Annotated in this window: 21 protein-coding genes; 7 read left to right on the plus strand and 14 right to left on the minus strand. The window is 65.5% G+C overall.

The annotated features are described in order from the left end of the window. The first annotated feature begins 69 nt into the window (after positions 1-69). A complete protein-coding gene (locus AC1DYL_RS10595; RefSeq protein WP_477156029.1) occupies positions 70-1,572 on the plus strand; it encodes an MDR family MFS transporter in 1,503 nt (500 codons plus the stop codon). 137 nt (positions 1,573-1,709) lie between these two features. Beyond that, on the plus strand, positions 1,710-2,543 hold the full coding sequence (locus tag AC1DYL_RS10600) for an SMP-30/gluconolactonase/LRE family protein (RefSeq protein ID WP_477173102.1): 834 nt from the start codon (positions 1,710-1,712) through the stop codon (positions 2,541-2,543). 36 nt (positions 2,544-2,579) lie between these two features. Here the strand turns inward: AC1DYL_RS10600 and AC1DYL_RS10605 are convergent, their stop codons facing one another. Beyond that, positions 2,580-3,191 carry a chloramphenicol phosphotransferase CPT family protein gene (locus AC1DYL_RS10605; RefSeq protein ID WP_477173103.1) on the minus strand — a complete coding sequence of 204 codons (612 nt, stop codon included), beginning with the start codon at positions 3,189-3,191 and terminating at the stop codon, positions 2,580-2,582. 186 nt (positions 3,192-3,377) lie between these two features. Next, complete coding sequence (gene ppa / locus AC1DYL_RS10610; RefSeq protein ID WP_477148476.1) at positions 3,378-3,911, minus strand: inorganic diphosphatase; 534 nt, start codon at positions 3,909-3,911, stop codon at positions 3,378-3,380. Positions 3,912-4,036: 125 nt separating this feature from the next. On the opposite strand from ppa, the gene AC1DYL_RS10615 reads away from it, so the two are divergent. Then, the gene (locus AC1DYL_RS10615; RefSeq protein WP_477148477.1) at positions 4,037-4,606 is read left to right on the plus strand and encodes a hypothetical protein; all 570 of its coding nucleotides are present in this window, start codon (positions 4,037-4,039) and stop codon (positions 4,604-4,606) included. A gap of 125 nt (positions 4,607-4,731) precedes the next feature. Here the strand turns inward: AC1DYL_RS10615 and AC1DYL_RS10620 are convergent, their stop codons facing one another. Next, positions 4,732-5,163 carry a tellurite resistance TerB family protein gene (locus AC1DYL_RS10620; RefSeq protein WP_477173104.1) on the minus strand — a complete coding sequence of 144 codons (432 nt, stop codon included), beginning with the start codon at positions 5,161-5,163 and terminating at the stop codon, positions 4,732-4,734. A 175-nt stretch (positions 5,164-5,338) separates the two neighbouring features. Here AC1DYL_RS10620 and AC1DYL_RS10625 point away from each other — a divergent pair, with 175 nt between their 5' ends. The 3 genes from AC1DYL_RS10625 to AC1DYL_RS10635 are packed head-to-tail and all read left to right on the plus strand — an operon-like array spanning position 5,339 to position 11,131. Next, positions 5,339-6,196: an ImuA family protein gene (locus AC1DYL_RS10625; RefSeq protein ID WP_477173105.1), complete on the plus strand. Its 858-nt coding sequence runs from the start codon at positions 5,339-5,341 to the stop codon at positions 6,194-6,196. Continuing rightward, positions 6,081-7,796 carry a Y-family DNA polymerase gene (locus tag AC1DYL_RS10630; RefSeq protein WP_477173106.1) on the plus strand — a complete coding sequence of 572 codons (1,716 nt, stop codon included), beginning with the start codon at positions 6,081-6,083 and terminating at the stop codon, positions 7,794-7,796. The genes AC1DYL_RS10625 and AC1DYL_RS10630 overlap by 116 nt, the downstream gene beginning before the upstream one ends. Further along, a complete protein-coding gene (locus AC1DYL_RS10635) occupies positions 7,793-11,131 on the plus strand; it encodes an error-prone DNA polymerase (RefSeq protein ID WP_477173107.1) in 3,339 nt (1,112 codons plus the stop codon). The genes AC1DYL_RS10630 and AC1DYL_RS10635 overlap by 4 nt, the downstream gene beginning before the upstream one ends. Before the next feature lie 60 nt (positions 11,132-11,191). Here the strand turns inward: AC1DYL_RS10635 and AC1DYL_RS10640 are convergent, their stop codons facing one another. The 5 genes from AC1DYL_RS10640 to AC1DYL_RS10660 all read right to left on the minus strand — a co-directional run bounded on the left by AC1DYL_RS10640 (position 11,192) and on the right by AC1DYL_RS10660 (position 15,831). Further along, positions 11,192-11,677, minus strand: a complete 486-nt coding sequence (locus tag AC1DYL_RS10640) for a chemotaxis protein CheW (RefSeq protein WP_477148482.1) — start codon at positions 11,675-11,677, stop codon at positions 11,192-11,194. Between the two features lie 58 nt (positions 11,678-11,735). After that, positions 11,736-14,018, minus strand: a complete 2,283-nt coding sequence (locus AC1DYL_RS10645) for a chemotaxis protein CheW (protein ID WP_477173108.1) — start codon at positions 14,016-14,018, stop codon at positions 11,736-11,738. A 56-nt stretch (positions 14,019-14,074) separates the two neighbouring features. Continuing rightward, positions 14,075-14,434, minus strand: coding sequence for a response regulator (locus AC1DYL_RS10650; protein ID WP_055874686.1), 360 nt, complete (start codon positions 14,432-14,434; stop codon positions 14,075-14,077). 2 nt (positions 14,435-14,436) lie between these two features. Then, complete coding sequence (locus tag AC1DYL_RS10655; RefSeq protein WP_477148484.1) at positions 14,437-14,727, minus strand: STAS domain-containing protein; 291 nt, start codon at positions 14,725-14,727, stop codon at positions 14,437-14,439. A gap of 87 nt (positions 14,728-14,814) precedes the next feature. Beyond that, positions 14,815-15,831, minus strand: a complete 1,017-nt coding sequence (locus tag AC1DYL_RS10660) for an enoyl-CoA hydratase/isomerase family protein (RefSeq protein WP_477173109.1) — start codon at positions 15,829-15,831, stop codon at positions 14,815-14,817. A gap of 44 nt (positions 15,832-15,875) precedes the next feature. On the opposite strand from AC1DYL_RS10660, the gene AC1DYL_RS10665 reads away from it, so the two are divergent. After that, positions 15,876-17,216 carry an NAD(P)H-dependent oxidoreductase gene (locus AC1DYL_RS10665; RefSeq protein WP_477173110.1) on the plus strand — a complete coding sequence of 447 codons (1,341 nt, stop codon included), beginning with the start codon at positions 15,876-15,878 and terminating at the stop codon, positions 17,214-17,216. 78 nt (positions 17,217-17,294) lie between these two features. On the opposite strand, the gene AC1DYL_RS10670 is transcribed toward AC1DYL_RS10665, so the two are convergent. Genes AC1DYL_RS10670 through AC1DYL_RS10695 form a run of 6 tightly spaced genes read right to left on the minus strand, consistent with a single transcriptional unit; the run spans position 17,295 to position 22,718 of the window. Continuing rightward, positions 17,295-17,987, minus strand: coding sequence for a sulfotransferase domain-containing protein (locus tag AC1DYL_RS10670; RefSeq protein WP_477173111.1), 693 nt, complete (start codon positions 17,985-17,987; stop codon positions 17,295-17,297). A 1-nt stretch (position 17,988) separates the two neighbouring features. Beyond that, the gene (locus AC1DYL_RS10675) at positions 17,989-18,966 is read right to left on the minus strand and encodes a zinc-binding dehydrogenase (RefSeq protein ID WP_477173112.1); all 978 of its coding nucleotides are present in this window, start codon (positions 18,964-18,966) and stop codon (positions 17,989-17,991) included. Between the two features lie 51 nt (positions 18,967-19,017). Then, positions 19,018-20,151, minus strand: a complete 1,134-nt coding sequence (locus AC1DYL_RS10680) for an ABC transporter permease (protein WP_477173113.1) — start codon at positions 20,149-20,151, stop codon at positions 19,018-19,020. Then, the gene (locus tag AC1DYL_RS10685; protein WP_477173114.1) at positions 20,148-21,098 is read right to left on the minus strand and encodes an ABC transporter ATP-binding protein; all 951 of its coding nucleotides are present in this window, start codon (positions 21,096-21,098) and stop codon (positions 20,148-20,150) included. The genes AC1DYL_RS10680 and AC1DYL_RS10685 overlap by 4 nt, the downstream gene beginning before the upstream one ends. Further along, positions 21,095-22,042, minus strand: a complete 948-nt coding sequence (locus AC1DYL_RS10690) for an HlyD family secretion protein (protein ID WP_477173115.1) — start codon at positions 22,040-22,042, stop codon at positions 21,095-21,097. The genes AC1DYL_RS10685 and AC1DYL_RS10690 overlap by 4 nt, the downstream gene beginning before the upstream one ends. Positions 22,043-22,052: 10 nt before the next feature. After that, positions 22,053-22,718: a TetR/AcrR family transcriptional regulator gene (locus tag AC1DYL_RS10695; RefSeq protein WP_477148493.1), complete on the minus strand. Its 666-nt coding sequence runs from the start codon at positions 22,716-22,718 to the stop codon at positions 22,053-22,055. Positions 22,719-23,505: the final 787 nt, after the last annotated feature.

Here is a 23,505-nt window from a genome sequence, read left to right on the forward strand (position 1 = left end):
TCCAGGCGCCCCATCTGTGCCATTCACCCTCCCGTACTTTGATTCATTTTCTCGCAAGGCAGGCCGCAAATGACCTCCGACACCATCACCGATGTCCCGTCCGATGCCGCCGGGTTCGCGCCCGCCTCGGCTCCGATTGATTCCTCCACCGCCGCCCGCAACCGGCTGGTGATCGCGCTGCTGCTCGTCTCCACCTTCGTGGTGTTCCTCAACGAGACCATCATGAGCGTCGCCATCCAGCCGCTGATGACCGATCTCGGCGTCACCGCCAGCGCCGCCCAGTGGCTCACCGCCGCGTTCCTCCTCACCATGGCGGTGGTGATTCCCATCACCGGCTTCCTGCTGCAGCGCATCAACACCCGGCCGATCTACATGCTCGCCATGTCAATCTTCTCGGCCGGTACGCTGATCTGCGCCCTCTCGCCCGGCCTTGAGCTCCTGGTCTTCGGCCGCGTCATCCAGGCAACCGGCACCGCCATCATGATGCCGCTGCTGATGACCACGGTGATGACGCTGGTGCCTCCCGAATCCCGCGGCAAGACCATGGGCAACATCTCGATCGTCATGTCGGTGGCTCCGGCCATCGGCCCGACCATCGGCGGCTTCATCCTCACTCACTTCGAGTGGCGCTTCATGTTCATCCTGGTGCTGCCGATCGCGTTGGCCGCCCTGGCACTGGGCGCGTGGCGGATGAAGAACGTCTCGACCCCGCGTTCGACCCCGCTCGATTTCATCTCGGTGGTCCTTTCGGCGCTGGCATTCGGCGGCATCGTCTATGGCCTCTCGAGCTTCGGCGAGGCGTCGGCTGCCACTGGCGAGGGCAGCATGTCGCCCTGGATTCCGCTCGGCGTCGGTCTCGTCACCATGGTGCTGTTCGTGTGGCGCCAGCTCAGCCTGCAGGATAAGGCGCTACTCGATCTCCGCGCCTTCGCCATCCGCAACTACACGCTGTCGGTGGTGATGATGGCCATCGCCATGATGGCGCTGTTCGGCGTCATCATCCTCCTGCCGCTGTTCCTGCAGAACGTCATCAAGCTCGATCCGCTGCAGATCGGCATGATGCTGCTGCCCGGCAGCCTGACGATGGGTCTGCTCGGCCCGGTGGTCGGCCGGCTCTACGACAAGTGGGGCACGACACGCCTGCTGGTTCCCGGCTCGATCCTCGTCAGTGCCGTGCTCTGGGGCCTGACCCTCGTCGATCAGAACACCTCGATCTGGGTGATCCTCGCCGGCCACATCACGCTCTGCATCGGCCTCGCCATCATGTTCACGCCGCTGTTCACCGCGTCACTGAGCTCGCTCCCCATGCAGCTATATTCGCATGGCTCGGCCATTCTCGGCTCGGTCCAGCAGGTCGCGGGTGCGGCGGGCGTCGCCCTGTTCGTGGCGCTGATGACCATCCAGACCGCCGCGCTGACGGCCGCCGGCACCGAGCCGGTGACCGCGCTCGCCGCCGGCATCCGCACCGGGTTCCTCTGCGGCGCCATCATCTCGACGTTCGCCATCGTTGCGGCCTTCTTCGTCAAGAAGCCGCCGGCGAACCCCGAAATGGCGGGCATGGGCGGCCACTAAGGCCGCTCCTGCTTCACGTGAATCACTAATCCCTTCGGGCGCCGGACACCCCTCCGGCGCCCGATTTCTTTCCCGCCCCTGTCGAAATGGCCGCGCGTCGCCCGACATTGTCCTGAGAGCGATGAGGGAGTGCGACGATGACTGAGATAACCCAGCTGATGGATGGCATCCTGCTCGGCGAGTGCCCGCGCTGGCATGACGGCAAGCTCTGGTTCGCCGACTGGGTCGGCCAGAAACTCTACACCATCGACAGCGAAGGCCGGTCAACCGTCGAGGCGGAGGTCGCCTCGTTGCCCTTTTCTTTCGACTGGCTGTCCGATGGGCGGATGCTGCTGGTCCACGCCGCAGATAACGATCTGAAGGTGCGGCAGCCCGACGGCAGCTTCACGCGTTTCGTCGACCTGTCGAGCCTGTCGGACCGCGGCTGCAACGAAATTACCGTGCACCCCAGCGGCCACATCTACGTCAACAATGTCGATTTCGACTTCCCCGGCGGCGAATTCCGCCCCGGCTTCATCGCACTGGTCTCGCCCGACGGCACCAGTCGCAAGGTGGCCGAAGGTCTCGCCTTCCCCAACGGTATGGCCATTCTCGCCGACGGCAGGACGTTGGTCTGCGCCGAGTCGTTCAACGGCAACCTCAGCGCCTTCGACATCGCCGAGGACGGCAGCCTCAGCAATCGCAGGCTATGGGCCAATGTCGGCGAGTACGGCAATGACGGCATCTGCGCCGATGCCGAAGGCGCCATCTGGACCTCGACCGGACCCACCGTGCTGCGCGTCCGCGATGGCGGCGAGATCGTCGAGAGATTCGAGCTCGACCGCATGTGCTTTGCCGTCATGCTCGGTGGCCCCGATGGCCGGACGCTCTACATGGTCGCCAATGAATGGACGGGCACTGTCGATGTCACCAAGCCCACCGGCCGCGTCTTCAGCGCCCGCGTCGACGTCCCGCATGCGGGTTATCCGTAGTCCTTAGCTGGTTTTGGGGGTCAGCCCGCACTGACGCTAGAGTGTTGCGAGCCGCTCGAAGGCACTCGGCCGCGGCGGCGCCAGAAGTGCCGAGGCGATCGCCGCCGCACACTGCTCCGGCGTCATCACCCCGGTATCGACCTCAAGATCGTAGATCCCCGGCACATGCACCGCACCCTGCCAGCGCCGCACCGCCTCCGGCACGCCTTCGCCCGCTACATAGAGGCCGAACCCGTGCTGCGGATTGGCATTCCGCCGCGCCATGATCATTTCGATCGGACAGCGCACCCCGACGAACAGCACCGGCAGCCCGGCAAGCCGCCGTGCCGATGCTGCCAGTATGCCCAGCGGCCGCGAGTAGCCGTCATGGTGCCCGACATCGACCACCACATCGCCACGAGCCAGTGCCCGCTCCGCGATCTCGTCGTAGAGCTCGGTATAGAGCCGCACCACCGTCGGCTCCAGCTCCGCCCGCTCCCCGCCCGGCCGCAAGCCGATCCCAGGCAGCATGTCCTTGGGCAGCGCCTCGTTCATCGCATCGACGCCGAGGTTCACCCACCGCCCCGGCACCAGCGCCATCACCGCCCGCGCGATCGAGGATTTCCCCGCCCTCGGCACCCCGTTGAGAATGACGATCCGTCCGCTCATCGCTCACCCTTCGACACGCTGAAAAAGAGAAAGGCGCTCAACCCGTTAGGGGAGCGCCTTTCGTAGGCTGGGATCATGTCGCCGGGAGGGACAGCGCCCCGATCCAACCGTTGACCGATATATGTGAACCCGGTTTCACAGTTTCAAGGGGCGGCCCAATCGGGCCTCCCGGCGCACCCGCCGGCACTACTTCGCCGCCTTGGCACGCTCGATCGATTCGAGAATCACCCGCCGCGCATCATCGACGCCGCCGAGCTTTTCGATCTTGGCCCACTTGCCGGGCTCGAGATCCTTGTAGTGGGTGAAAAAGTGCTTCACCCGCTCCAGCTGGATCGGCTGCATGTCGGTGATGTCGTTGATCCCGTCATACATCTTGGTCAGCTTCGACACCGGCACGGCGAGGATCTTCTCGTCGGTGCCGCCATCGTCTTCCATGAACAGGATGCCGAACGGCCGGCAGCGCACCACCGCACCCGGCACCAGCGGCCGCGAGTTCATCACGATCACGTCGAGCGGATCGCCGTCGCCGCAAAGCGTGTGCGGCACGAAGCCGTAATTCCCCGGATAGCGCATCGGCGTATAGAGGAACCGGTCGACGAACAGCGCCCCCGAGGCCTTGTCGATCTCGTACTTGATCGGCTCGCCGCCCAGCGGCACCTCGATGATCACGTTGAGGTCGTCGGGGGGATTCTTGCCGATCGGGATCGCGTCGATGTTCATTGGGTCTGCCTTAGGTCTATTTCGGCGGGTTGTGGCCTATCCGGGGCCATGATTGCAAGGCATACGAATGCGCGGGTGGCATGCGAAGCCCAGCGGTGTTCAAGACGTATTGAGGAGGTATTGCCGTGATCGGACGCATTTTCGCCAGTGCGCTTTATGTCGCTTGCATCGGCTGGGCCGGCTCGGCCAGCGCCCAGCAGATCGAATCTAGCTACACCGACCTCAACCTCAACGTCGATTGCACGGTGATCGAGTCCGATGACTTCGGCACCATGTGGGCTTGCCTCGGCCTCAAGGGCATCCCGGTCATGGTCACCGAGGGCGACCTGCGGATGTTCGTCTCCTACGGCCTCACCTCCACCACCGAGAAGGCCGCCGAGCAGACCCTCAACCCATTCAACCACCTGGGCGACAAGATCGAGTGGCGCGTCTCCAACGCCGAGGGCTACTTCAAGCCCTTCGCCACCATCCTCCGCTTCTTCACCCAGGGTGAAGAGGGCAAACCCGAGGGCCAGGTGCTGGTCGTCACCAAAGTCACCCCCGGCGCCACCTGCCACATCGCCTATATCGACGCCCTCGCCAACCCCGACGCCAACGCCCTCGCCCGCAAAACCGCCGACGAGAAGGCAAAGGATTTCGACTGCGAGAAGAGCGAGCCCGAATATGTCGGCAAGTTCGAAGCCTGGAAGCGCTAAGCGCCCTGCACCAACGCGTCAGCCCGGCGAAGGCAGGGGCCCATCCTGATGCCTCGCCGGTCCTCAGCTAGCCGACAACCACCGGGTCATTCCCGCGAAAGCGCGGGAACGTTCTTTAAGCTGGTTCAAGCCCGCGCCATCTGGTTGCGCAGCACCGTGCGGTCGCGCGACGACACCCCGATCAGTTCGGCGATGCGCCATACCATGTTGTCCTCGAGCTCGTGGTTGCGCTTGTCGGCGAACACCACCTGCCACATCATCCGGATGATCTCGATCTTCTCGCTATCGTCCAGTGAACTCAGCGCCGAAGTGAAGCGGTAGAAATCCACCGATTCCTGGTCCCGCTTGGTCGCCTCGACGATCAGCTTGCGCACCTCGTCCTCGCCGAGCCCGTAGTAATCCATCAGCGTGCCCTCGAGCGCCTGCCGCTCGGCCTCGCTGACATTGCCGTCGATCGCCGCGAGGTGAACGAGCAAGGCCGCTACCGCCAGCTTCGGCTCCATGCTGAGCACAGTGGCATCGGGTCTCTGGAAGATGGAGCGCAGCGCATCGAACATGGGAGGAGTCCTTGGGTGGGTCGACGGAAGATAGGCACTCCCGCCCAATCGCGAAAGTGCCCGCATGCCGCAGCGCGAGGATGTGAGCACGGCGTGTGCTGACTCTTCTGCTTGACTCTCGACCGGACTCTGGTGTTCCCTATTTGTTCTAATTACTGACAACAGGGAGGCTCAGATGCCGGGCCTCGCACGCCACGATCTCGACGCCCTACGACTGAAAATCGCCGCCCTAGAAAAGCGCCCGCTGCTGGCGAAAGGCGCAGCGATGGTGGCGGAGGGGTTGGGAAAGGCTGCCAATGACGAGCAGGAGCTTGCCGATCCGCTGGAGGTGCTCGTCGCACCCAATGGACTGCTGCACGAGGTGTTTGCCGATGAGCAACGCCAGAGCGGCGCCGCGCTGGGCTTCGCCTTCGGGCTCGCCCGGCAGCTGCTGACCACCGAACGGCAGGCGATCCTCTACCTGCAGCTGGTAGGTGAAGGCCAGGAGCTGGGGCTGCCTTATGGCGCGGGGCTGCAGCAGTTCGGCATCGATCCGGCGCGGTTGGTGATCGGCCGGATCGAGAGCGTAACCGAGTTGCTCTGGGCAATGGAGGAAGCAATTGCCTGCCGTGCGGTCGCCGGGGTCATCGCCGATCTCGCAAGTCACCCCAAGGCACTCGATTTCACCGTGTCGCGCCGATTGAGCCTCCGTGCAGCTGCGGCCGGCACCTCGGCGTTCCTCATCCGCTACGGCCGGGGACGCGAGGCGAGCGCAGCAAAACTGCGCTGGCGGGTTTCGCCGGCAATGAGCGGTGAGGTGCCGTTCGATCCGCGCGCACCCGGCCCGCCCCGCTTCCAGATCGAGATCGAAAAAGGCCGGCTCGGCGACAAGACGCAACGAGCCGAAGGCAAAAGCATGCTTGTGGACTGGACAGAAAATGGTTTCGTTTCAGTCGAACCCGAATACCGCACCGGAGCTGCTGTTCACCGAACGGCGCCGCCATCTCGCCCTGTCGTTGCCACGCTGGGCGACCGACTGTCTCAGGCGGGCTGATCCGGCACTCGCCCGCTCGACCCGCCCGCTGGCCCTGTGGGAGAAGCAGAAGGGCGCCATGCGTCTCGCCGCGGTGGATGCCGCGGCGGCTAAGGCAAACCTGACATCCGGGCAGAACCTGTCGGACGCGCGCGCACTGGTGCCGGAGCTCGAAGTCCGCGAGATCGACCGGGCCTATATCGAGCAGGTCTTCGCTGATTTTGCCGATTGGCACTCCAACGCCAGCCCGATTGTCGCCGTTCACTCGGCGGCGGCGCCCTACGGTGACCTGGTCCTCGACATCACCGGGGTCGCCCACCTGTTTGGCGACGAGGCAAAAATGCTGGAAGTGCTGGTCAACCGGCTGCGCACCCTGGGCTTCACTGTCTCCGGCGCCATCGCCGATACGGTTGGGGCCGCCTGGGCTTTGGCGCATTTCTCACCTGGCAGCATCGTTCCAAAGGGCGAAACCGAAACGGCGCTCGCCACCCTGCCGATCGTCGGCTTGCGGCTCGAAGAGTCTCAGGTTTCGGGGCTCAACCAGATGGGGCTCAAGACCATCGGGCAGCTCTATGGCCGGGATCGGCGGGCCCTGCAGGCCCGGTTCGGGGAATCGCTGATCCTCAGGCTCGACCAGGCGCTGGGCCGGATCGAAGAGCGGATCACCCCGCGGCTGCCGATTGCCGAATATTATGCCGAGCGCCGTTACGCCGAGCCCATCGGCTACATGGACGACGTGCTGATGACGGCCCGCGATCTCGCCATCCAGCTCGGCCTGCGCCTCGAGTCCGAAGGACTGGGCGCGCAGACCTTCCACCTGCTGCTCTACCGGGTCGACCACAAGGTGATGAACCTCACCATCAATGCTGGCCGGGCGACGCGCGATCCCAACCACATTGCCCAGCTGTTCGTGCACCGGTCGGAGCGCCTCGAAGGCGAGTACGATGCCGGCTTCGGCATCGACATGATCCGGCTGGCGGCCAGTTCGTTGTCCGAGGTGCAGAGCACCCAGCTCGGGGCGTTCGAAGTGCGCGACGGGGCGCAGGACCTCGACCGGCTCTACGACCGCATGACCAGTCGGCTTGGCCCCATGGCGCTCACCCGGTCGAAATTCGTCAACACCCACATCCCCGAGCGGGCAGCGAAGCTGGAGCCGGTGATCGCCCAGACTGAGGACGATCCCGAGGCCTTCCCTGATCCCGAGTTGCGCAGGCCGCTCCGCCTGCTGCCCAACCCGGAACCGATCAACGTGATAGCCGAGGTGCCGCATGGCCCGCCGATGCGGATCATCTGGCGGCGCATCGCCTACCGCATCCTCAAGGCCTCGGGGCCGGAACGGATCGAGGCCGAGTGGTGGCGTTCGGGCAAGAATCTCGAGGTGCTGGAGCTGCCCCAGCGCGGCAGCAAGAAGCGCGATCCGCGCGACGACCCCAAGTCGGACAAGCAGAAGCCCAAGGAGCCTGAGCATGTCTCCGCGCTCGCGGCGTTCGACCCGCTGACCACCGTCCGCGACTACTACGTCATCGAGGATGACGGCGGCCGGCGGTTCTGGATCTTCCGCATCGGGCTCTATGGCGCCGCCGAAGCGCCGCGCTGGTTCATGCACGGGTTCTTCGCATGACCCGCCCCAGCTATGCCGAACTGATGGTGACGTCCAACTTCTCGTTCCTGAGAAGCGGTTCGCATCCGGAGGAGCTGGTCTCTGCCGCCATCGCGCTCGGAATGAGCGGTGTCGGGATCTGCGATCGCAACAGCTTTGCTGGCGTGGTGCGCGGCTACGTGGCCCACCGCGACCTCAAGGACAAGGCACCCGACTTCCGCTACGTCGTCGGTGTCCGGCTCTGCTTTGCCGATGATACTCCCGATATCGTCACCTATCCCTCTGACCGCGAGGCCTATGGCCGGCTTTGCCGCCTGCTGAGCCGCGGCAACCTCGGGAAGGAGAGCGAGAAGGGCAAGTGCATCATCCGCTTCTCCGACCTCGAAGACTTTATCGAAGGCCAGTTGCTGATCCTCCATTGCGACGAGACGCGCTGGGAGCATTCCGGCGCCGTGCTCGAGCGGTTGGCAAAGCTCAGTCCGGGCAATGTCTGGCTGGCTGCAGCGGCAACCTTCAAGGGCACCGACCGGGCCCGCCTCAACCGGCTGGCCGCAATGGCAGCCGATGCCGGCGTGCCGCTGCTGGCGGTCAACGACGTGCTCTACCACGAGCCCAACCGCAAGATCGTCCAGGACGTGGTGACCTGCATCCGCGAGCACCTGACGCTCGAGACCGCCGGTCGCCGGCTGCAGCAGAACGCCGAGCGACACCTGAAGCCGGCAACCGAAATGGTCCGGCTGTTCGCTGAGCATCCCGATGCCATCGCTCAGACACAGCTGCTGCTGAACCGCATCGGCTTCAGCCTCGACCAGCTGAAGTACAACTATCCGACTGAAACCATCGACAACGGCGAGACAGCCCAGGAGACATTGGAGCGCCTGACCTGGGAGGGAGCACGCGACCGCTATCCCGAAGGAGTGCCCGATACGGTCAAACGCAGTCTTTGGAGCGAACTTTGCCTTATCGCCTACAAAGGCTACGCATCCTACTTCCTCACCGTCGAGGACGTTGTCCGCTACGCCCGGCATAAGCTGAGAATCCTCTGCCAGGGGCGAGGTTCAGCCGCCAACTCGGTGGTCTGCTACTGTCTGGGGATCACGGAGGTCGACCCCACCAAGGTCACCCTGGTGTTCGGCCGGTTCATCTCGACCGAACGCGACGAGCCACCCGATATCGACGTCGATTTCGAGCACGAGCGGCGCGAAGAGATGATGCAGTACGTCTACAACAAATACGGTGGCGAGCGGACCGGGCTGACGGCGACCGTCATCTCCTATCGCTCCAAGAGCGCCATCCGCGAGACCGCCAAGGTATTCGGCATTTCCGACGACACCATCGGCGCGCTCAACCAGCTGCATTGGGGCTGGGGCAACGCCGCCGATCTCAAGGGCATCAAGATGCTCGGGCTCGATCCTGACGATCCGACCCTGACGCAGATGTTCAACGTGGTGCCGGTGCTGAAATCGTTCCCCCGCCACCTCAGCCAGCATGTCGGCGGTTTCGTCATCACCCGCGATTCTCTAGAGAGCCTGGTGCCAATCTCGAAGACGGCGATGGAGAGCCGCACCATCGTCGAGTGGGACAAGGACGACATCGACGCGCTCGGCATCCTAAAGGTCGATATCCTGGCGCTCGGCATGCTGACCTGCCTGCGCCGCTCGTTCGAGCTGCTGCACCAGCACTACGATCGCGATGTCACGCTGCCGCTGCTGATGGCTGAGGAAGCCCATCCGGAGGTGAAGGCCCCGGTCTACCGGATGACGCATCGGGCGGACACGATTGGGGTGTTCCAGATTGAAAGCCGGGCACAGATGTCGATGCTGCCGCGGCTGAAGCCGGTAGAGTTCTACGATCTCGTCATCGAAGTCGCCATCGTCCGGCCCGGCCCGATCCAGGGCGGCATGGTGCATCCCTATCTGAAGCGTCGGCAGGGGCTCGAGAAGGTGGAGCCCATGCCACCCGACCTCTACGAGGTTATGAAGCGAACCTACGGCGTTCCGCTGTTCCAGGAACAGGCGATGCAGATCGCCATCGTCGCCGCCGGATTCACCCCGGGCGAAGCCGATCGGCTGCGTCGCGCCATGGCGACGTTCCGGCGCAACGGCACCATCCATACGCTCAAGGATCGCTTCCTCAACGGCATGAAAGACAAGGGCTACGCCGAGGATTTCGCCCGGCGCTGCTTCGCGCAGATCGAGGGTTTTGGCGATTATGGCTTCCCCGAAAGCCACGCCGCCTCGTTCGCCCTCTTGGTCTATGCCTCGTGCTGGATGAAGTGCCACTACCCCGATGTGTTCGCTTGTGCGCTGCTCAACAGCCAGCCGATGGGCTTTTACTCGCCGGCGCAGATCGTCCGAGATGCCATCGAGCACGGGGTTGAGATGCTGCAAGCCGACATCAACCGCTCGGATTGGCTGCACGTGCTGGAGGACGGCACCCCGGCGAGCGAGCGGATCATGAAACAGCACGCCGAGATGCGCGACGACATCTGGTCGAACAAGGCGATCCGGCTGGGCCTGAGGCAGGTGCTCGGCCTGAAGCAGGACCATGCCAACCTGATCATCGCCCGCCGGGGCGATGGCTATGCCTCGATCCGCGACCTCTGGGTGCGGACGGGGGTCCCGGTCGCAACGCTGGAGAAGCTGGCCGAGGCCGATGCCTTCGGCTCACTTGGGATAAACCGCCGCGAGGCGCTGTGGATCGTCCGCGGGCTGAACGGCGTTGCCGGCGCCGAACAGCTGCCGCTGTTCTCGATCGCCAAGCGGGTCTCGAAACCCGATGACGCGGAGATCGACCTGCCGGTCATGGCCCCGGGTGAATCGGTGGTGCACGACTACCGGACGCTGTCGCTGTCGCTAAAGGGACACCCCGTGGGCTTCCTGCGCCCCGAACTCGACCGGCGCGGCACGCTGCGCTGCGCTGACCTGATCGACAAGCCGAACGGCGCCATCGTCGAAACGGCCGGCCTCGTGCTGGTGCGTCAGCAGCCGGGGACGGCGAGCGGCGTGATCTTCATGACGCTCGAGGACGAGACGGGGATCGCCAACATCATCGTGTGGAACAAGACCTTCGACAACAATCGCCGCGTCGTACTCGGTTCGCGCCTGCTGGCTGTCCGCGGCCAGCTGCAGCGCGAGGGCCTCGTCACCCACCTCGTCTCCCGCAGCTTCACCGATTTCACCCCCAGCCTGCTCGATCTGGCGCAAGGCCTCGATCTCGGCAATGGCATATTGGCGCACGGCGACGAAGGCCGCTCCGGCCCGCAACCCGGGCGCGACGAAGGCGAGCGCCGCCGCCGCGAACAGCTCGACCGCGAGACCTATGCCGCCCTTCCCTCAGGCCGCAACTTCCACTGACCCAAAAACACAAAGGCCGCCCTCGCGGACGGCCCTTGAACCTTCAGTGATGTACTGGCCTCAGCCGTCCATCTTCGCCCCGGACACCACGGCATGCAGGTCGATCAGCCCGACCATGCGGCTCTCGTGCGTCACGATGCCGTTCAGCAGTTCGGTGTCGATCGAGTTGCCCTCGGGCACGTTGTGGATGTCAGACTTGGCCACCGTGAGAATGTCGGACACCGCGTCCACCAGGATCCCCACCCACTTCTCGCCCACCGACATCACCACCACCACGTGGTTCTTGGTCGGCGAGGTCACGCCTTCGCCGAAGCGGGCGCGCAGGTCGAAAATCGGCACGATCGTACCGCGCAGGTTAATCACCCCGCGCACGAACTCGCGCGTATTGGGCAGCGGCGTCGCGCCGTTCCAGGCGCGGATTTCCCGCACCGTCGTGATTTCCACCCCGTAGGTCTGCTCGCCGATCGAGAACGCGATCAGCTGCAGCGAGTTGGCGGCAGCCGCGACGCTGCCGGAGATATCGTCCTTGAATGCGAGGGATTCCATGGTCTTCTGCCTTTCCTGCCGGCCTCCTGGCCGGCGTCAATTGTCCGGTCGCGCCGCGTCAGGCGGCGGTCTTGTGAGCTGCGGTTGCGGATTTCAAACCCTGCACGTCGACGATCAGCGCCACGTTGCCGTCGCCGAGGATGGTGCCGCCGGCGATGCCCTCGATCGACTGGAAGTTCTCCTCCAGCGATTTGATCACCACCTGCTGCTGGCCGATGATGTCGTCGACGATCACCGCCACCTTCACCCCGCCTTCCGCCTCGCAGAGCACGACGAAGCGGTTGTCGCGCTCGACGTCCGTCGTCATCTCGAAGCGAGAAGCCAGGTCCACCACCTGCACATATTCGCCGCGTACCTGCAGCACTTGCCCACCGGTCGGCATGCGGGAGAAATTGGCCCGCGCGCACTGGATCGTCTCGACGATCGAGCTCAGCGGGATCACGTAAGGGCTGCCCGCCACCTTCACCAGCATCACATCGAGCACCGCGAGCGTCAGCGGCAGGCGCAGCGTCATCCGCGTGCCCTTGCCGGTCCAGCTCTTCACATGCACCGAGCCGCCGATCTTCTTGATGTTCGAAAGCACCACGTCCATGCCGACGCCGCGGCCGGAAATGTCGGAGACCTCCGAAGCGGTCGAGAACCCCGGCGCGAAGATCAGCTGGTCGATCTGCTCGTCGCTCAGCGTCTGCTCCGGCCCCACCACGCCACGGTCGCGCGCCACCTGCAGCACCCGCTCGCGGTTGATGCCGCCGCCATCGTCTTCCACCGCGATCAAAATATTGCCGCCCGCCTGTTCGGCCGACAGCCGGATAGCCCCGCTCTCGTTCTTGCCCGCCGCCAGCCGCTTTTCCGGGCTCTCGATGCCGTGGTCGGCCGAGTTGCGGATCATGTGGGTCAGGGGATCGGAGAGCTGCTCGATGATCGTCTTGTCGATCTCGGTATTCTCGCCGATCGTCTCGAGCCGGATCTTCTTGCCGGTCTTGTTGGCCAGCTCGCGCACCAGCCGCGGCATGCGGCTGAACACCGTCTTCACCGGCTGGGCGCGGATCGCCATCACCGAGTCCTGCAGGCCGCGCGTCGTCTGCGCCAGCACCTCGAGCCCGCGCACCAGCTCCTGGTAGCGGGCGCGCAGCGTCTCATCCATCTGCTGGGTGAGCATCGACTGGGTGATCACCAGCTCGCCCACCATGTTGACCACGCGGTCGATCTTGTCGAGGTCGACGCGGATCGACTGCACGCCGTTGCGCCGGTCTTCGGCGCCCGAGCGGCGATCATTGTCGCCGTCAAAATCCTCTGATGGTGCCGCCTGCTTCAGCGGCGGCGGCATCTTCGGCGGCGCCGCCTTCAGTGCCGGCTTCATGCTCTCGGCCAGCTCGGCAAAGCTCAGCAGCTCCGCGGTCGGCGCCTCTGCCGCAATCTCGGCTTCCGGCTCGTCCGCAGCCACGTCGATCAGCTCGGCAAACGACGGCATCGCCTCGATCTCGGCGTCGAGCGCTTCCTCGGCCACGACCGGTGCCGTGCCGCGTGTGATCGTCAGGTCGCAATTGCCCTCGACGAACTCGAACACCTCGGCGATCGACGCCTCGGTCGCGCTCTCCGAGCTGAGCGAAACCTCCCAGCTGCAATAGACCCCGAACGGCTCGAAATCGGCGAGCGCCGGAATCTCGTCGAGCACCGCCCGCACCTGCATGTCGCCGAGCGTCCCCAGTTCGCGCAGCAGCAGCAGCGGATCGTTGGCCCGCGCATAAAGCTCGGAATGCGGCGTGAAGCGGATCGTCCAGTGCCCGGTTTCCGGCGCCAGCGGCGGCGCCTCGAACGCATCGTCGAGCCCTTCGAGGCTCAGCGGCTCGGCCACCGCCTCTTCCTCGATCTCGTCTTCCGCCCCTGCAATGGTCACCATGACAGGCACGAAGTCGATGTCGAACTCCTCCATCGGCTCACCGGCCATGTCCGGATCGCCCGAGGTCAGCGTGTCGAACTGCAGCTTTTCCTCGGCCCCGTAGCCCGCTTCGAGCTCGGTCCCGTCCTTGGCCGCGGCGACGAAGTCGGCGACGATATCGTTGGCCCGGATGCAGAGCGCCGTCACCGTCTCGCTGAGCTCGACGCGCCCATCACGCACATGGTCGAGCAGCGTCTCGTAGGCGTGGGCAAACCCCACCAGTCCCTGGAACCCGAACGCCCCGCCGCCGCCCTTGATCGAGTGGATGGCGCGGAACACCGCGTTCAGCCGGTCGCTCGAACGGTCGCCCTCTTCGATGGCGGCGAACTGCTCTTCAAGTTCGAGCAGCAGCTCCGAGCACTCGTCGAAATAGGTGGCCTTGAAGTCGTCGAGGTCGCTCATGGGCTAGTCACGAACCCTTCTGGGTTGCCGGGAAGGCGGTTAGGCTCTTGCAGAACTCAGTGCACCACGCGGTGGATCACCGAGATCAGCTTCTCCGGGTCGAACGGCTTGACGATCCAGCCGGTACCGCCGGCGGCGCGGCCCTGGTCGCGCTTGTCCTGGCTGGTTTCGGTGGTGAGGATCAGGATGGGCAGCGAGTTGTGCATGCCCGAGGCGCGGACGTTCTTGATGAACTCGATTCCGTCCATGACCGGCATGTTGATGTCGGTGATCACCACATCGACGCTCTCGTTCTTGAGCACGTCGAGGCCCTTCTGGCCGTCCTCGGCCTGCAGCACCTCGAAGCCCGCATTGCTGAGCGTATGGTGCAGCATCGCAAGGATGGTTCTAGAGTCGTCGACCGTCAGTACACGCATGATTACCCTTCCATGATCGCGGCGAACGGGCCAGTGAGCCCCAGCCGCGAAACGGCCAGCCGGAACGCCTCGCTGGGCGCGGTGACCGAAAATGCGAAATTGTTGCGGCGGGCGGTTTCGGCGGCACTCAGCAGCAGGAACAGCGCATTGGTCGCCACCCGCTCGATCGCTGCCCCGGAGACCGCAACCGGCCCGGAATCGATGGCATCGACCAATTCATCGCGAATCGGATCGAGCGCGTCGAGATCGACGATCGCCGGCAAGGCGATGGTTTTGCTGCGTGCCTGAGCCATCTACTTGGCTGCCCCCATGGACTTCTGCCCGGCGCCAGCATCCGATGGAACGGTTTAGGAAGTGCTAAGTTCAGGCGCTTTCAGGACTTACCCGACGCCGATTACCGCCCGGATCGAAGCCCGGTCGACGCCGTCCAGCGACTTGGGGCGCCACTCGGGTTTTTGGTCCTTGTCCACCAGCACCGCGCGGACCCCTTCGGCGAAGTCCGGCAGCCGCGCCAGCAGCCGTGCCAGCCGCAGGTCTGCCGCAAGCACCGCGACGACGTCGACCATCCGCCGCGCCGCATGGTGGCTCTCGAGAATGGCCACAAGACTGGTCGGCGAGCGCAACGTCAACTGCGCCAGCAGCGGCTCCCGCCCTGCCTTCCCGACGATCGCCTCGGCATCCGTCCAGTCGAGCCCCTCATGCCGGTCGGCCGCAGCGCACAGCACAGCCTCGCCCACCGGCGCCATCTCCGCCTGCATCAACGCCCCGAGCGCCGCCTCGACCCGCGCCACACCGGCCGCCGCAACAATCCCTGCCCGCACTGCATCGAACCGCGCGGGATCGATCGCGCAATCGGTCAGCCCAAGCGCCAGCGCATCCCCCGCCCCCACCGGCACCCCGGTCATCGCGAAAGCCAGCGCCCGGTGCGCCGGTGCCTTGCCGAGAATGAAGTTCACCCCCACGTCGCAGACAAAGCCGATTGCCGCCTCGGGCATGGCGAACCGCGCCTCGTTGGTGGTGAACCGGAACGCGCAGTGTCCGGCAATCCCGATCCCACCGCCCATCACCACGCCATGCGTCAGCGCCACGAGCGGCTTCGGATAACGTGCGATCACGCCGTTCATCCGGTACTCGGCGGCAAAGAACGCATCCGCCAGCTCCGGCTGCCCGTCGAGCATCATCTGCCGCACCGCCCGCACATCGCCGCCCGAGCAGAAGCCGCGCGGGCCCCTGCCCTCGAACAGCACCAGCCGGATCTCGTCGTCATCCGCCCACTGCTCCAGCGCCCGCGTGATGCCGTCGATCATTTCGAGGCTGAGTGCGTTGATCGCCTCCGGGCGGTTGAGCGCAATGATCCCGAGATAGCCTTCGCGGATCACATCGAGCTGGCCGGTCATAGGTGTGTTCCCATGTTTCCGAGTGAGTGATAGAGCAGCCCATCATGAAGGCCAACATCCCCACCTCGCTCACCAATGTGCATCTGACCGGCATCGCGCGCGACCTCAAGGCGCGCGCCGATAGCGGAAAACCCATCCGAATCGGCGTCATCGGCTCGGGCGAAATGGGCACCGACCTCGTGACCCAGGGCGGTCTTATGCGCGGCATCGAGGTAGCGGCGATCGCTACCCGCCGGCCGCACACCGCCCGCGAGGCCATGGCCATCGCCTATGGCGACGACGCCCATGCCGTCGAGGCCGACACGCAGTCGAAGGTCACCGCCGCCATCGAGGCCGGCAAGATGGCCGTCACCTCCGCCGAGACGCTGGTCAGGAATCCGCTGATCGATGTGGTGATCGATGCCACCGGCAAGCCCGGCGTCGCCGCCGACTACTGTCTGACCGCGATGGAGCACGGCAAGCACCTCGTGATGATGAACGTCGAAGCCGACGTCACCATCGGCCCCTATCTGAAGCACGAGGCCGATCGCCTCGGCGTTATCTACTCCGTCGGCGCCGGCGACGAGCCCAGTAGCTGCATGGAACTCATCGAGTTTGCCTCGGCACTCGGCTACCGCATCGTTTCCGCCGGCAAGGGCAAGAACAACCCGCTCAATCACGACGCGGTTCCCGACGACTATCGCGAGGAAGCGATCCGCCGGAACATGAACCCGCGCATGCTGGTCGAGTTCGTCGATGGCAGTAAGACCATGGTGGAGATGGCCTGCATCGCCAACGCCACCGGCCTCGTCCCCGATGTCCCGGGCATGCACGGTCCCAAGGCCGACCGCGACGAGATGGTGAAGGTACTGATCCCCAAGGCCGATGGCGGCATCCTCAACAAGAAGGGCGTCGTCGATTTCACCATCGGTAAGGGCGTCGCCCCCGGCGTCTTCGTCATCGTCGAGGCCGAGCACCCTCGCATCATCGAGCGCATGGACGATCTGCATGTCGGCAAGGGCCCCTACTACGCCTTCTTCCGCCCCTACCACCTGACCTCGCTCGAGGTGCCGCTGACGGCCGCCCGCATCATGCTCTACGGTCGCCCCGACATGGTGCCGATGCCTAACCCCGTCGCCGAAGTCTGCGCGGTCGCCAAGCGCGACCTCGCCGTAGGCGAGACCTTCGATGCCATCGGCGAAACCTGCTACCGCAGCTTCATTTTGACCGTCGAAGACGCCCGCCGCCAGCACGCCGTACCCGTCGGCCTGCTCGAAGGCGGCAAGGTCACCGCCCCGGTGAAGAAGGGCCAGCTCCTCACCCGCGCCAACGCCCTCCCCGACCAGTCCACCCGCCTCTACGCCCTGCGCCAGCGCCAGGACCAGATGTTCGGCCTCACGGCTTAGCTTCCACCGGCCGCACCACAGCGCCCCCTCGCCCCTTTGGGGAGAGGGCCGGGGTGAGGAGCGCCAAGCGCACCGCCATCATGCTTTTGGCGACCCGAGTAACGCCATCGCCTCTGCGTTGCCTGGCCGTGACCAGAACAGCTCGTGCAGCTCGGCCGGCAGCTCATCCCGATACGAGCCGACGACACCCCGCCGGAAGAACCGCCAGTCCGCCTCGCGCAGCGCCGCAAAGTCCGGTGCTTCCGCGCGATCCACCGGCCGGACCTCGGGCACCACCGCCGCCATCGCCTCACTGACCACCTGCACCGGCGCGGCGATCAGATCGTCGTAACGCAGCACCATCCGATGGCGCGCCTGTGGTTGCAGCCAGCTCAGCACGTTCCTGCCCCAGCTGCCGGTCCCGGTCGGCGTGTCGCGCTCGATCATCTCACGCAGCCGCGGCTCGAACTGCGCGGGATCTTCCTCGCTCATCATCCGCGCCCATGACACGAGGCAATCGCGGCCGTCGCGCACCAGACAGATCGCCCGGTCGGCTTCGTCGACGTCAGCATCGCGTTGCCGGTGCGTCTTGACGAAATGCACCGCGTCCGAGGCCCGCATCGCCGCGTAGCTCGCCGGCCGCTCTTCGTAGCCAACGAACCCCTCGCCGAGCCGCAGCGCCACCCCGTCGACGTCATACACGGTGGAACTCCGCACTCCGTACAGCCGGCTGAGCAGGATGCGGAGGAACGTGTTGCCCGAGCGTGGAAACGACGCGAGCCAGACGATCACCTCACGAGCCCCGGATCGCGATCTTCCCCTGCCGGCCCTTCTCGTTGCTCGCCTCGGCCGCTTCCGCCGCCTGATCCAGCGAGAACACCTCGGCGATCGGCAGCTTCAGCTCGCCGCGCGCCGCCTTGCCGACGAACTCGACGATCGCCCCGCGGATCTGCTCGGGCGTGTGGAAGGTCGAGGTCTTCGCAGCCCAGAACCCCTTCACCACCGCCCGCTTGAAAAGGAGGTTATCCGGATTGAGCTGCACCGGCCGCCCGCTCAGCGCCCCGAACGAGATCAGCCAGCCTTCCTCGGCGACGAGGTCCATCAGCTCGTCCGAGGCCCGGCCCGCCACCGAATCCAGCGCCCGCTTGATCGGCGCCCCGCCGGTGATCGCGCGCGCCCGGTCCTGCCAGTCCGCGTGCTCGCTCGACACGGCATCGCCGATCCCCTCGGCGGCGAGCTCGGCCACCGCCTCCTCGCGCCGCACAATATTCAGCACCCGCACGCCCCGCTCCGCCGCGAGCTTGGCGATGATCTTGCCCACCGCGCCATTCGCCGCGTTCTGCACGATCCAGTCGCCCGCCTCGACCTCGAGTTCACCCAGCAGCCGCCATGCGCTCAGCGGCATCGACACCAGCTGGCACGCGGTCGCCTCGTCTACCCCATCCGGTACCGGCACCAGCGACTGCGCATTGGCGAGATAATACTCGGCCCAAGCCGCACTCGCCCCGCCGGTCACCCGCTGTCCAACCTTGAGGTTGGTCACGCCATCGCCCAGCTTGTCGACCACGCCCAGCGCCTCGGTCCCCGGCACGTGCGGCAACTGCGGCTTGTACCCATAATGCCCGGTTACGATCATCAGGTCGTGGTTATGGATCGGCGACAGCACCAGCTTCACACGAACCTGCCCCGGCCCGGGCTCCGGCGTCGGCCGCTCCACCAGCCTCAGCACTTTCCTCGGGCTGCCGAACTCTTCGAACACCACGGCCTTCATCGCATCACTCCATTGTTCGCCCAGTCAGATAGGCGAGCCGTGATGATACGGCTAGTCCAGCGTCTGCCGATACCTGAGCATCGCGATCCCCGAGATCACCACGAGGATCACCACCAGCGCCCAGAGCTCTCCCGTCACGTCGGCCACCTCGCCGCCCTTCAGCATGACCTTGCGCACCACCCGCAGGAAATGCGTCGCCGGCACCGCCTGCCCGATGAACTGCGCCCAGCCGGGCATGCCGGCGAACGGGAACATGAATCCCGAGAGCAGGATCGACGGCAAAATCGTGAAAAAGCTCAGCTGCATCGCCTGCATCTGGCTCCGCGCTGCCGTCGAGATCAAAAATCCCAGCGCCAGGTTCACCACGATGAACAGGTTGAACCCCAAGAAGAACGCCCAGACGCTCCCCTCGAACGGCACCCCGAAGATCAGGCTCGCCGCCGCAAGGAACACCGCCGTCTGCACATAGCCGACGAACACGTAGGGCAGGATCTTGCCCAGCATCACCTCGAGCGGCTTCACGGGCGTCGCGATCAGCATTTCCATCGTGCCGCGCTCGCTCTCCTTGACGATCGCCACCGCCGTGATCATCACCATCGTCATCGACAGGATGATCGCCAAAAGCCCCGGCACGATATTGGTCGAGGTCTTGCCCTCCGGGTTGTACTCCCGGTGCACCACCATCGAGAACGGCGCCGAGCCCGCCTGTTGCGCCAAAGGCCCGGTCAGCGTCTCCGAAATCGCCACATTGACGATCCCCGACAGCGCCGCCACCGCCCCGCCCGTCGCCGATGGGTCCGAGGCATCAGCCGCCACCAGGATCTCCGGCTTGTTGCCGCGCACCACGTCGCGCTCGAAATCCTCGGGGATCACCACCACGAAGTTCGCCTCGCCCCGCCGCAGCGCCTCCTCACCCTCGCCGATCCCCGACACGGCGCCCTTGAAGGCGAAATACGACGAGTTCTGCATCCCGGCGATGACAGCCCGGCTCAGCGGCCCGTTATCGCCCATCTCTACAAGCGTGGGCAGGTTGCGCGGGTCGGAATTGATGGCAAAGCCGAACAGGAACAGCTGGATGATCGGCAGCCCGATCATCATCCCGAAAGTGATGCGGTCGCGCCGCATCTGGATGAACTCCTTGTAGAGCACCGCGCCGAAGCGCCTGAACGAGAACACCGCGTTCATGCCGCGACCTGTCCGGCGTCGCCGGCAAAGTTATCCCGTGCCCCCGTCATCAGGTAGATGAACGCCTCCTCGAGCCCCGCCACCTGCAGGCTCCAGCGATGCGTCCCCTCCGCCTTCAGCCGCTCGACGGTGGCTTCGAGCGCCGCCTTGTCGGTCCCCGACACGTGCAGCACCGTGCCGAAGCGCGCCACCTGCACCACGCCCGGCTCAGCCTTCAGTCGATCCTCCAGCGCCGGCAGGTCCGGCCCCTCCACCCGCCAGGTCTCGAGCCCCACCATCTCGGGAATCTTCGCCGACGGTCCGTCGATCAGCTTCTTGCCGTAGGCGATGTAGGTGATGAAGTCGCACTGTACCGCCTCGTCCATGTAATGGGTCGAAACCAGCACCGTGACACCCATCGCCGATAGCCGCCGGATCTCGTCCCAGAAATCCCGCCGCGCCTTGGGGTCGACGCCCGCCGTCGGCTCGTCGAGCAGCAACAGCCGCGGTTCATGCAGCAGGCACGCCGCCAGCGCCAGCCGCTGCTTCCAGCCACCCGACAGCGACCCCGCCAATTGCTTTGCCCGATCCGCCAGCCCGAGGTCCGCCAGCGCCTGGTCCACCCGTTCCTTCCGCCGATCCAGCCGGTACATCCGCGCCACGAAATCGAGGTTCTCGCGGATCGAGAGGTCCTCGTAATACGAGAACTTCTGCGTCATGTAGCCGACCTGCTCCTTGATCTGCTCTGCTTGTTTCCGCACGTCGAACCCGAGGCACGTTCCCTCGCCCTCGTCCGGCGTCAAGAGCCCGCACAGCATGCGGATGGTCGTGGTCTTGCCGGAGCCGTTCGGCCCGAGGAACCCATAGATCGCCCCCTTTGGCACCTGGATGTCGAAGTGATCGACCACCCGCTTCGGCCCGAAGCTCTTGGTCAGCCCATGCACATCGATAACCAGCAGCTCGGTCATTCCACCCGCTCCACCGTCACCGGCTGCCCCGGATGCAACGACGAATCATCCAGCGTCGCCTCGATCAAAAAGCTCAGCCGCTGCCGCTCGGTCCGCGAATAGATCACCGGCGGCGTGAACTGCGGGTCCGACGCGAAATAGCTCAGCGTCGCCGTCAGCCCATCCGGGCACCCGTCGCAGCTCACCGCTACCTTGTCGCCCAGCGCGAACCCGGACCGTACCGTCTCCGGCACATAGAACTTCACCTTCAGCGCCCCCTCCGGCAGGATCGAGATCACCGGCGTTCCCGCCGAAACGATCTCTCCCGCGTCGAAGTACACCCGCTCGATCCGCCCCGCCGCCGGCGAGGTGATCGTCCGGTCGGCGAGGTCGGCATTGGCCTTCTCGGCATCCGCCTGTGTCGCGCTGAGGTTCGCCTCCGCCTGCAGCTGCTGTTCATCGCGCGCCGGTAGTTCCGCCACCTTCAGCTGCGCCGCGAGCTGCTTCACCGCCGCCTCGGCGCTCGCCAGCGTCGCTCGGTCCTGGTCGTACTTGCTCTGCGCGATCAGCCCCTGGGCAAACAGCTTGCCGCTGCGCGCCGACGTATCGCGTGCCAGGCTGAGATCGGCCTCGGCCTTCTGCAGGCTCGCCCGCACCACGTCGACCTCGTCCTCGCGCCCGCCCGTGGTGAGGTTTTTGAGGCCTGCCTCCGCCGCCGCCACCCGGGCCTCCGCTGCCTGCAGCAGCGCAATCTGCTGCTCCGCCCTGAGCCGGAACAGCAGGTCGCCCTCCAGCACCCTGTCGCCTTCTCGCACCGAGATTGTCTCGATCGGCCCGGCCGTCGTCGACGCCGCGTAGACATAGCGCGCCTCGACATAGCCGTTGAATTGCGGCGCCTGCTCGGTCCCGAACCCCGGGATGACGATGGCGATGAGCCCGAACAGCCACGCCAGAAAACCGTCCATCATCGCCTCCTTACGAGCTCGACCACTGCTTGGCGCTCGGCGGGGCGCTGAGCCCGTCGAACAGGATGGTCAGGTGGTTCTCGACGAGCTTCTCCATATGCAGGCCCCCCTCCGGCATGATCCCGAAGATCTCGGCCATCGCCACATGCAGCATCAGCGGCCCGATGATCGACCGGATGGTGAGGCTCGGATCGACCTGCCGCAGGTAGCCCTGCTCGATGCCGCGGCGAACCAGCCCCTCCACAGCCGGAATGACCCGGTCCAGCACTTCCCGCCGGTACATTTCCGCCAGCCCCGGAAAGCCCATCGCCTCGCGGAAGATCAGCTTCGGCATGGCGATGATCTTGGGGTCGCTGATCCGCCCGGCCAGCATCGTCAGCACCAGGCTGAGCACGATCCGCGGATCACCCTCATAGTCGTGCAGCGTCGCCAGCGCCGAATCGGCAATCGGCAGGATCGCCCGCCGCACCAGCCCTTCCAGCAGCGCTTCCTTGGACGGAAAGTAGAGATACACCGTCCCCTTGCTCAGCCCCGCCCGCTTGGCGATGTCCTCGACCCGCGTCGAGGCGAACCCCTTCTCGATGAACAGCTCCAGCGCCGCATCCAGCACCTCGTCCGGCCGCGCCTCGGCGCGTCGCCTGAACTTCGGTCCGCGTTGTGAATCGGTCTCGTTCATCTTCCGTCAACCTTGATGACTGTTCGGTCAGTACCGTAATAACTGACTGGTCAGTCATTTGCAAGAGGATAGTCGGACGGTGTGTCGCGTGCGGTGGCTGAATGAGTCGAATGGAGCCCAGGGCGTGTCGCGGCGCAGCGCTCACCCATGCGACTTTCGGCTACACCGCCATGCTCACGTTGACATCACGCAGCGGCAACGATCCGCCCTGTATCGTGCTTGTGTCCCCTGTTGCGGCGGACCCCCCAAGCGCGACCGGCGGCTGAAACCTCCTCAGCCCCGGTCGCGGCTGGTCCCCAAACCGGCAGCCCTCCCCAACCCCCTGGCGGGGAGGGCCCTTCTTGGCAGCACGATCACCTTGCCCACACCACCCGCCCCCGCGCTTGATGCCCATCTCCCCCTTGCCGGAGGAGAATTCCAAGAGGTGTGCGGAGGGCACCTAGGCTCGCCCACCCGCCAGCCGTCATCCCGGCGAGGTTGGCTCGATGGTCCTCCAAACTCGATGCGGCACCTCCCCCTCTGACGGGGGAGGATGGGAGGGGGTGAGCGGAGCCACAATCATGAGGCCAGGCAAGGCGTTGCGAGAATCTTGCACCGATCTATCCCCCCACCTCCCCACCCGCGCGAATCTGTGCTGGTCCGCTGCACCGAAGCGAGATCATGACGAGTGGTTGGTGCGGGGGAGACCGGGTGGGCTGCGGGTCGCTGCAGTTCAGGCGGAAACCATCACGGCAAGGACCGGTTCGCCGGTCAAGCCGCTATCACGCGAGGGTCGCTCGATGCGGAG

Source organism: Devosia sp. P1_H9 (assembly GCF_056405135.1).

Excerpts from the sequence above, each read along its gene's own strand:
- AC1DYL_RS10695 (WP_477148493.1), bottom strand. The coding sequence starts at position 22,718 with ATGAACGAGACCGATTCACAACGCGGACCGAAGTTCAGGCGACGCGCC.
- AC1DYL_RS10645 (WP_477173108.1), bottom strand. The coding sequence starts at position 14,018 with ATGAGCGACCTCGACGACTTCAAGGCCACCTATTTCGACGAGTGCTCG.
- AC1DYL_RS10630 (WP_477173106.1), top strand. The coding sequence starts at position 6,081 with ATGGTTTCGTTTCAGTCGAACCCGAATACCGCACCGGAGCTGCTGTTC.
- AC1DYL_RS10605 (WP_477173103.1), bottom strand. The coding sequence starts at position 3,191 with ATGAGCGGACGGATCGTCATTCTCAACGGGGTGCCGAGGGCGGGGAAA.
- AC1DYL_RS10660 (WP_477173109.1), bottom strand. The coding sequence starts at position 15,831 with ATGACCGGCCAGCTCGATGTGATCCGCGAAGGCTATCTCGGGATCATT.
- AC1DYL_RS10690 (WP_477173115.1), bottom strand. The coding sequence starts at position 22,042 with ATGGACGGTTTTCTGGCGTGGCTGTTCGGGCTCATCGCCATCGTCATC.
- AC1DYL_RS10600 (WP_477173102.1), top strand. The coding sequence starts at position 1,710 with ATGACTGAGATAACCCAGCTGATGGATGGCATCCTGCTCGGCGAGTGC.
- AC1DYL_RS10685 (WP_477173114.1), bottom strand. The coding sequence starts at position 21,098 with ATGACCGAGCTGCTGGTTATCGATGTGCATGGGCTGACCAAGAGCTTC.
- AC1DYL_RS10665 (WP_477173110.1), top strand. The coding sequence starts at position 15,876 with ATGAAGGCCAACATCCCCACCTCGCTCACCAATGTGCATCTGACCGGC.
- AC1DYL_RS10635 (WP_477173107.1), top strand. The coding sequence starts at position 7,793 with ATGACCCGCCCCAGCTATGCCGAACTGATGGTGACGTCCAACTTCTCG.
- AC1DYL_RS10595 (WP_477156029.1), top strand. The coding sequence starts at position 70 with ATGACCTCCGACACCATCACCGATGTCCCGTCCGATGCCGCCGGGTTC.
- AC1DYL_RS10680 (WP_477173113.1), bottom strand. The coding sequence starts at position 20,151 with ATGAACGCGGTGTTCTCGTTCAGGCGCTTCGGCGCGGTGCTCTACAAG.
- AC1DYL_RS10650 (WP_055874686.1), bottom strand. The coding sequence starts at position 14,434 with ATGCGTGTACTGACGGTCGACGACTCTAGAACCATCCTTGCGATGCTG.
- AC1DYL_RS10675 (WP_477173112.1), bottom strand. The coding sequence starts at position 18,966 with ATGAAGGCCGTGGTGTTCGAAGAGTTCGGCAGCCCGAGGAAAGTGCTG.
- AC1DYL_RS10620 (WP_477173104.1), bottom strand. The coding sequence starts at position 5,163 with ATGTTCGATGCGCTGCGCTCCATCTTCCAGAGACCCGATGCCACTGTG.
- AC1DYL_RS10640 (WP_477148482.1), bottom strand. The coding sequence starts at position 11,677 with ATGGAATCCCTCGCATTCAAGGACGATATCTCCGGCAGCGTCGCGGCT.
- ppa (WP_477148476.1), bottom strand. The coding sequence starts at position 3,911 with ATGAACATCGACGCGATCCCGATCGGCAAGAATCCCCCCGACGACCTC.
- AC1DYL_RS10655 (WP_477148484.1), bottom strand. The coding sequence starts at position 14,727 with ATGGCTCAGGCACGCAGCAAAACCATCGCCTTGCCGGCGATCGTCGAT.
- AC1DYL_RS10625 (WP_477173105.1), top strand. The coding sequence starts at position 5,339 with ATGCCGGGCCTCGCACGCCACGATCTCGACGCCCTACGACTGAAAATC.